This is a genomic window from Aquimonas sp., from assembly GCF_044377145.1.
Lineage (GTDB): Bacteria > Pseudomonadota > Gammaproteobacteria > Xanthomonadales > Xanthomonadaceae > Aquimonas.
In genome coordinates this window covers 1-7,448 of the sequence record NZ_JBILJQ010000126.1, presented here as the reverse complement: position 1 = coordinate 7,448, position 7,448 = coordinate 1, and the positions used below count along the sequence as shown (strand labels likewise).

Sequence of the window (7,448 nt, the reverse complement as noted above, 5' to 3'; positions counted from 1 at the left end):
CGTGACCCTGCCCAGTGAACTCGGAAGCAACGAGATCGCAAGCATGAGCGAATCCGCCACTCAGGAGAACGAATGACAGCTATCTGGTGAACAGGCTGTCTCAAAGGGGTTGACGCGTTCCGCAGGGCGTGGGCCGAGTTTCGCGATAGGCGATCGACTTGTCTCGTCAGTTCTTGAGCCGCCTTGTCTCAAATCACTAGATGTCAGATCCCGCTCGATTCCCGCTGGGCGCGGACTTGCACCCGAAGACCAGCGGTGCGCGAGCGTGGAGTCTTCCACGAGAGCGTCGGCGCCCCCATCAAACCGCACAGCTCCGTCTCCATTGAACCGTGAGTTCTTGCGCGCGCTTCACGCAGCGTACGAGCCCGTTCGGCAGCGGAGTGGCTTGAGCCCCTGCAAGAACCGACAGGATGCCCGGCGCGATACCACGCTCTTGAAAGGCTTCGCTGCCGCTTGCCAAAGCCCGTCGCAAAGATATGATTTTATTTGGCTTTCCGGCTCTATACGTTGCGCATCCGGACGACAGGCCTGAGGCGACAAGTGCGCCAGAATGCCAGTGATTGACTTGTTCCTTCCCTGAACTGCCCTTGCATGCCGGGGGCGTCGGGGTGCATCGTTGCCGCGCAAACAGTCGATTGCGTCACACAAAATGGCGCGACGGCGCGCCGCAGCTGCTCAGCCTTCTTGATTTCCCAGCCAACAGACAGCGCGCCGATGCGCCTGTGCTGGACGGCTGTTGCCCAACACAACAGGGGGAACCGATATGAGAACGTCCAAACGCTGCATCTGGCTGTCTGCACTGCTGCTGAGCGCCGCTGTCCCCAGCCAAGCAGAACCTGAAGGGGTGCCGGCGGTCGGCCCGAATGGCATTCGGCTGATCAACCCGAGCCTGTATGTGGCGCAGCCGCCGGCAGGCACGCCGACACCGCAGCGCGAGCCGGACATTGACCAGGCGCAGCTGCTGCAGAGCAAGTACCCGCTGGGGGTTGTGCTGGAAGCCGGGCAGAATCTGTTCAACACGCCGTTCGAGGCTGAGCACGGCCATGGCGAAGGCCGCAACGGCCCGCGCTCGCTGCAGCGCAAAACCTGGAACCCGCGCGGCAGCACCGAAGACCAAGATGCTTGGCCGTTCCTGCGCGTCAACGGCATCGACTCACAGAGCTGCTTCGAATGCCACAACACGATCGGCAAGGACGTGCCGCCCGGCGCGAAGACCGTTGCCAATGTGCGCCGCCCGGGCGCCCAGGGCGGCCCGGCCGGCGCGGCGAGTTCTGCTTTCATCAATGATCAGTTCCCGGAGTATCTGGGCCAGCCGAACTCGGTGCTGACCAAGTTCGTGCGCAACCCGCCGCATGTGTTCGGCACCGGCTACACCCAGCGTCTGGCCAGCGAGATGACCACCGAGCTGCAGGCGCAGGCGCAGTCCGCACGCATCGCCGCCAGCCGCACGCCGGGCACGCCGCAGTCGATTGCATTGGCCAGCAAGGGCGTCGACTACGGCAGCTTCAGCAGCACCTGCAGCAGTGCGGATCCGGACAGCTGCAAGGACGACTTGAGCAAGGTCGTTGGCGTGCAGGGCGACCTGATCGTACGGCCGTTCCAGTGGGGCGGCATTTCCTCGACCGTGCGCCACTTCGCGCGCGACGCGCTGGACTTCCATTTCAGCGTGCAGGCGGTGGAGAAGGTCGGCCATCTGGACTGCGATCTCGATGGTCTGATCGATGAGGTGACGGTCGGCAACGTCACCGCGCTGGCGTCCTACGTGACCATGTTCCGCCCGCCGGTGCAGGAGATCGATCCTGCCAAGGCGAGCTCGGTGACGCGCGGCCGCGAGCTGCTGGACAGCGTTGGCTGCACTGACTGCCATCGGGCCAGCCTGAAGATCGATCTCGCGGTGATGAGCATCCAGACCCCGCCGCTGATTCCGGAGGGCACGCCCTGCCCGGACGAAGTGTCCAGCCTGATCAACCCGGTCGCGGCCGAGGTGCACCCGGCGCTGGCGGAAAGCACTCAGCGTCTGCAGGCCGCGACAGCCAAAGTAGGTGCCGACGCCCTGGCGGCGGCTGAGGGTGCCGATGCGATCTATGCGGCACTGAAACCGCACCTGCACAGCGCCGTGCAGCCCAGTACCGACGACGTCAACTACCAGATCGACTTGAGCCTGACCGGGCTGGCCCAGAGTGATGTGCCGGCGTATGCATGGCCGCGGCTGCCGGCCGATCCCAACAACAGCGTCGAGGTGCCGCTGTTCAGCGATCTGAAGCTGCACTTCATGGGCAAGCAGCTCTCCGATGACTACGCGCAGGCCACCGATGGCGCCGGCTACTCCGCCCAGCCCGGCCATTACGTCACCCGGGTGCTGTGGGGCATCCGCGATACCGACCCCTATCTGCACGACGGCCGTGCCCGCACCCTGCGCGATGCCATCGCCCTGCACGGCGCCGAAGGCAGCGAAGCGGAGCCGGCGGCGACCGCCTTCGCGAAACTCTCTGCGGCCGACCAGCAGGCGCTGATCGATTTCCTCGAAAGCCTCCGGCTGCCGATCGCTGAAGGCGTGGAACAGCCGGAATACGTCAGCAACTGAACCTCCTCCTGACAGCGCCGGCCGTGTGGTCGGCGCTGCGGCAGCCTTCGCCACCCCGCCACAGGACACTCACGCATGAGCGCGCTCCACTGGGACATCACCCATCTACGCCAGCACCTGCAGTACGCGATCCAGCTCGAATACTGGACGGTGCCGTTCTACATGTGCGCGATGTACTCGATCAAAGATCCGACCAGCGACGCCTTCAAGCTGCTGCAGTCGATCGCGCACCAGGAAATGCTGCACATGCAGCTGGCCTGCAATGTCGCCAACGCCTTCGACACCGAGATCGATGAAGTGCAGGTCTTTGCAACACCGGCCTACGTAGGCACCCAGGTGCCACACCTGCAGTTCACCGATGGCGAGCTCAACCGCGACCCGTTCGACCCCAGCCTGTCCTATCGGCCCTACAGCGCAGAGCTCGGACCTTTGGACGAACCGCGCATCAACGCGATGTGCCTGATCGAATACCCCGAAATCGACAGCGGCGAGCCGCCGCAGCTCAAAGAAAATGTCAGCGAGTACAGCAGCATCGGCCAGTTCTACCAGGCGGTGCTGTTCGGCGCCGGCCAGCTGGCAGATCAGATCCGCGGCAACCTCAATCAGGTCGACCATTTCTCGCGCTTCTACCAGGGCTTCCCCGACCAGACCATTACCCTCGATGGCCGCCCGGGCTACGCCCAGGTGACACGCCTGGTGAATGCCATCACCGATCAGGGCGAAGGCGTCCGCCGCAGCAATGAGGTGCCGCCCGACTACCGCAACACCGCCGATGGCTTCAACAACAGTCAGGACCACTTCGACAAATTCAACCTGATCAAGAGCCTGACCCAGCGCCCCGAGTGCTACAGCGGGGTCGCCAACCCGCCGCCGGGCTCGGAGGGCGCGCGCGCGCAGCAGATCCTGATCGAGCAGTTCAAGCGCTTCCGCGCCGATCTGGTCAGCGAATTCAACGGCCATCACTCGCCAAACTTCGGGCCCAACATGGCCTCGCTGGGCGGCGCATTTCTCAACTGCTGGAAGAACGGCGCCCTGCCCCGTCTTGCCTGAACTGCGAGGTGAAACAACACCATGGCGACTTCTGACTACAGCTTCCGCGTGCATCCCGCAATCGGCTTTGCACGGGTGGGCAACAGCCCCGACTTCTACCTTGCACCCGAGACCCCAGCAGCGATGCCACTGGCCGGTAAGCGCTACACCGGCGGCATTCCGATCAATGCCACATCCGATGAGCCGATCCGCAGCTCGGAGCTGCGCGACGCGCAGGGCCGGCTGGTGCGCACGGCCGCGCGCTTTCGGATCTATGCCTATCCCTGCGCAGGTGCAGGCACCTGGCCCGCGCCCGCCGCAGAGGAGATCTGCGTCGGCAGCGTGGTCGATGGCCGACGCGTGGTCGACATCGTCTGGCAGGTGCATCTGGCCAACAAGAAGGCCAACCACTACGTGCTGGAAAACCCCGACATTGGCGATCGCGACCTGCTGATTCACGGCTACGCGCACGGCAATCTGCCGCCGCTGCGCAACCTCGACCGCGGCATCAACGCCAGCGAGCTTTCACGCCTGCGCAGCCTGGTGATCGACCCCGGCCCGCGCGCGCTGCTGGCCTCGGAGAAGACCCGCCGCGCGTTTGACCGAACTGATCCGGCCAGCTACTACGACGCCGCTGCCGGCGGCATCTGTACGATCGAGCACTACCCGAAGTCGTTCCCGCAGGACCATTTCCCGCTGTACAACCCGTGGGGCGAGATCGACACCCTAGGCGAGCTCAGCACCGACCCACAGGGCCGGCTGATTGTGGCCGGTGGCTATGGCCGTGCCTCGGCCATTCTGCAGGAGAACGACAGCGGAACCACCGAGCCCGCACCGCTGCAGAACGCGGTCGACAACGACGGCTGGTTCGACGACTGCTCGGACGGCCCGGTGGATGCGACCCTGGTGTTCAATGACGGCAGCCGGGTCGCCGTGCATGGCGCCTGGGTCAACGTGACCGACCCGGCATTCGCGCCGCAGACCCAGAACGTGGTCTCGCTGTGGGACGACGTCTACGACACCTGGGTGCGCGAACTCGATCTGCAGCCGGAGGTGTATTCGCAGGGCCGCTTCCAGGCCGACTTCAAACCGGCCTTCGCCGATCAGATCCAGCCGTTCTTTGTCGCAGCCTCTGTTCAGCGCTGGAACACCAACCTGCCGCGCTTCGCGATCGAAGCCCACGATGCGGTGGGCCGGATCCGCGCAGAAGACGACCCGCGCCAGACGATCATGAGCGGCCTGGCCTTTGTGCGCGATCCGAACCGGCCGCAGCAGTCCAGCCAGGGCGCGCCGTTCATGCCGCTGTCCCTGGGTGACAACGGCAAGGCCTTTCTGTCGCCCAGCCTGACCCAGTACTTTCTGCTGTCGCAGTGGGAGCGCGGCCACTACAGCCGTACCCCGCTGCCGCTCGGTGCTGGCGAGCGGCTGGACCGCGACGTGCTGATCAACTGCCTCGGCGGCCGCTTCAGCCCCGGCATCGACATGACCTTCATCGTTCGTCAGCCGGGCTTCTATCGCGCCGATTGGCGTACGGCTGGCTGCGGTCCATTCCGGGTGCGCGCGGCGCGCATCGACTACGCGAAGGTACAGGCCGGACGACCGGTGCTGGGCGCCGGCTGGATCCCTTTGCACAGCGTCGATGGTGCGGTCGAACCGGGCGATGCTTCGAAATTCATGTCGGTGCCCTGGCATACCGACTACAACTCCTGCGGTACCCACGAGACCGCACCGAATCCGGCCGACAACACTCAGCCGGCCGCGACCACGCTGTACTGGTCGTGGCCGGCGCAGCGACCGGTGGCGGTGTACACGGCGGACGACGCCCGCACCGGCAGCCTCGACACCCAGCGCTATTCGGTGCGCGGGCCCGGCACCGAATCGCCTGACCCGGCCCAGCAAGGACGTTTCCAGCAGTACATCGACTTTGTGCATCATTGGCCCAAGGTCGGCACGGTGCTGCAGGCGACCCAGATCGACGACATCAAGGGCGAGTTCAAGGACGACTGGTATCTGGAGGTGCAAAGCCAGTTCGACAATGAGTTCTCCACCGTCGCGCCCTGGCCGATCAACGGCCTGAAGCCCAGCCCGAACTGAGCGTGGCGCGCATCTGCATCATCGGCGGCGGCCCCGCCGGCTGCGCTGTCGCGCTGGCCCTGTACGCGCAGGGTCAGCGCGATATCGCCGTGTTCGAAGCCGGTGACCATTCGCAGCAGCGGATGGGCGAAAGCCTGCCGCCGGACATCGCCCTGATGTTCGAACGGCTGGGCATCCAGCAGGCGTTTCTGGCCGAGCAGCATTCGCCCTGCATGGGCAGTGCCTCGGCCTGGGGCAGCGATGCGCTGGGCCATAACGATTTCATCGCCAGCCCGCACGGCCCCGGTTGGCATCTGGATCGGCTGCGTTTCGAGCGCTTTCTGGCGCAGCAGGTGCGCGAACGCGGGCTGGCTGTGCATACGCAGACGCGCGTACAGCAGGTGCAGCGGCATGCACACGGTGGGTTCGTGCTGCAACTGCAGACGCGGGTCGGTCAGCAACGGCTTGAACGCGCGCAATGGGTGATTGATGCGAGCGGTGTACAGGCCGGCGTAGCGGCACGCCTCGGCGCGCGCAGACGCATGTACGACCAGCTGCTGGCGGTGGCCGGCGTGTTCATGCTGGACGCCGATGACGATTTCCCCCAACTGACCCTGCTCGAAGCCTGCGAGTACGGTTGGTGGTACGCCGCGCGCCTGCCGGATCGCCGCGTGCTGGCGATGGTGGCCAGCGATGCGCCGACCCTGAAGGCGCTCAAGCTCGATCAGTCTCCGGGTTGGCTGTCGGCGCTTGCCCGCACTGCGCATCTGGCGCCTGCGCTGGCGGCTTCGCAGTGGCGGCCGCAGAAGCTCGCGGTGCAGCTGGCCGCGAGTTCACAGCTTGAGCCCTGTGCCGGCGCCGGCTGGATCGCCGTCGGCGACGCGGCCTGCTGCTTCGACCCCTTGAGTTCGCGCGGCATCTACAAGGCCTTCGGCGATGCCGAGGCCGCCGCCCGCGCGATCTGCGCCGACCCGCAGGCGCATCACGAGCCCGCCGCCACCCTGCCCTATCGTCTGCATCAGCAACGCCAGTTCAGTGACTATCTTCAGCAGCGCGCACACCTGTACGCGCTGGAACAACGCTGGCCGCAGTCGGGGTTCTGGCAGCGCCGACAGGCGGTCAGCGCGGCGGCTTGAGCACGTTTGCTCAGGTGCGCCCGACATTCGCGGCGGATGCGTCCTTCAGCCGCGCCATCAGATGCACATCGGCGTGCTCGCCGGCGCGCAGGGCATAGCCCAGCGCAGTGCCTTCGCGGATGAATCCGTGCGCGGTGAACAAGGCCTGCGCCGCTTGGTTGTCGGTGTAGACCTCAAGCTCGATGCGCTGTACGCCCAGCCAGCCGAAGCACTGCTCGATCGCCGCCTGCATCAGCGTATGACCGACGCCGCGCCGGCGCGCAGACTCCGCCACGCCGAGGCCGATGTTGGCGACATGGCGGCGACGCGGGCTCTGGAACACCTCGATGCCGATCTGGCCCAGCACCTGGCCAGCGCTGCGGTGGTCAGCGCTCTCGCGACCCGAGTCAACCGCTGCGTCTTCCACGCCATGCCGGTCGCCGATTCCACGCTATGCCGGTCACCCGTTCCAGCGCATGCGGGTCGGGGTGTAGGCGGGTAACCCGCTACCGTCGGCCTCCCAGCCCTACGCGCCTACACTCCACGAGACAGTGACGCAGCACGTTATCTCTCATTCTAGGGCGGCTTTGTTCGGAGACTCCCATGCCAAAGCCGTTGCGGGTTCGCCCGCCAGAAACATCTTCCGC

Annotated in this window: 5 protein-coding genes; 4 read left to right on the top strand and 1 reads right to left on the bottom strand. The window is 65.8% G+C overall.

All coding sequences use genetic code 11. From position 1 onward, the window contains the following. Window positions 1-763 precede the first annotated feature (763 nt). The 4 genes from ACIQ7H_RS21220 to ACIQ7H_RS21205 all read left to right on the top strand — a co-directional run bounded on the left by ACIQ7H_RS21220 (window position 764) and on the right by ACIQ7H_RS21205 (window position 6,822). Window positions 764-2,584, top strand: coding sequence for a di-heme oxidoredictase family protein (locus ACIQ7H_RS21220; RefSeq protein WP_395795317.1), 1,821 nt, complete (start codon window positions 764-766; stop codon window positions 2,582-2,584). Window positions 2,585-2,659: 75 nt separating this feature from the next. Beyond that, window positions 2,660-3,634, top strand: coding sequence for a ferritin-like domain-containing protein (locus ACIQ7H_RS21215; RefSeq protein WP_395795315.1), 975 nt, complete (start codon window positions 2,660-2,662; stop codon window positions 3,632-3,634). A gap of 21 nt (window positions 3,635-3,655) precedes the next feature. Continuing rightward, window positions 3,656-5,707 (top strand): LodA/GoxA family CTQ-dependent oxidase, encoded by a 2,052-nt coding sequence (locus tag ACIQ7H_RS21210; protein ID WP_395795313.1) that lies wholly within the window; start codon window positions 3,656-3,658, stop codon window positions 5,705-5,707. A gap of 2 nt (window positions 5,708-5,709) precedes the next feature. Then, window positions 5,710-6,822, top strand: coding sequence for a tryptophan 7-halogenase (locus ACIQ7H_RS21205; protein ID WP_395795311.1), 1,113 nt, complete (start codon window positions 5,710-5,712; stop codon window positions 6,820-6,822). Between the two features lie 10 nt (window positions 6,823-6,832). On the opposite strand, the gene ACIQ7H_RS21200 is transcribed toward ACIQ7H_RS21205, so the two are convergent. Continuing rightward, complete coding sequence (locus tag ACIQ7H_RS21200; RefSeq protein WP_395795309.1) at window positions 6,833-7,228, bottom strand: GNAT family N-acetyltransferase; 396 nt, start codon at window positions 7,226-7,228, stop codon at window positions 6,833-6,835. Window positions 7,229-7,448 lie beyond the last annotated feature (220 nt).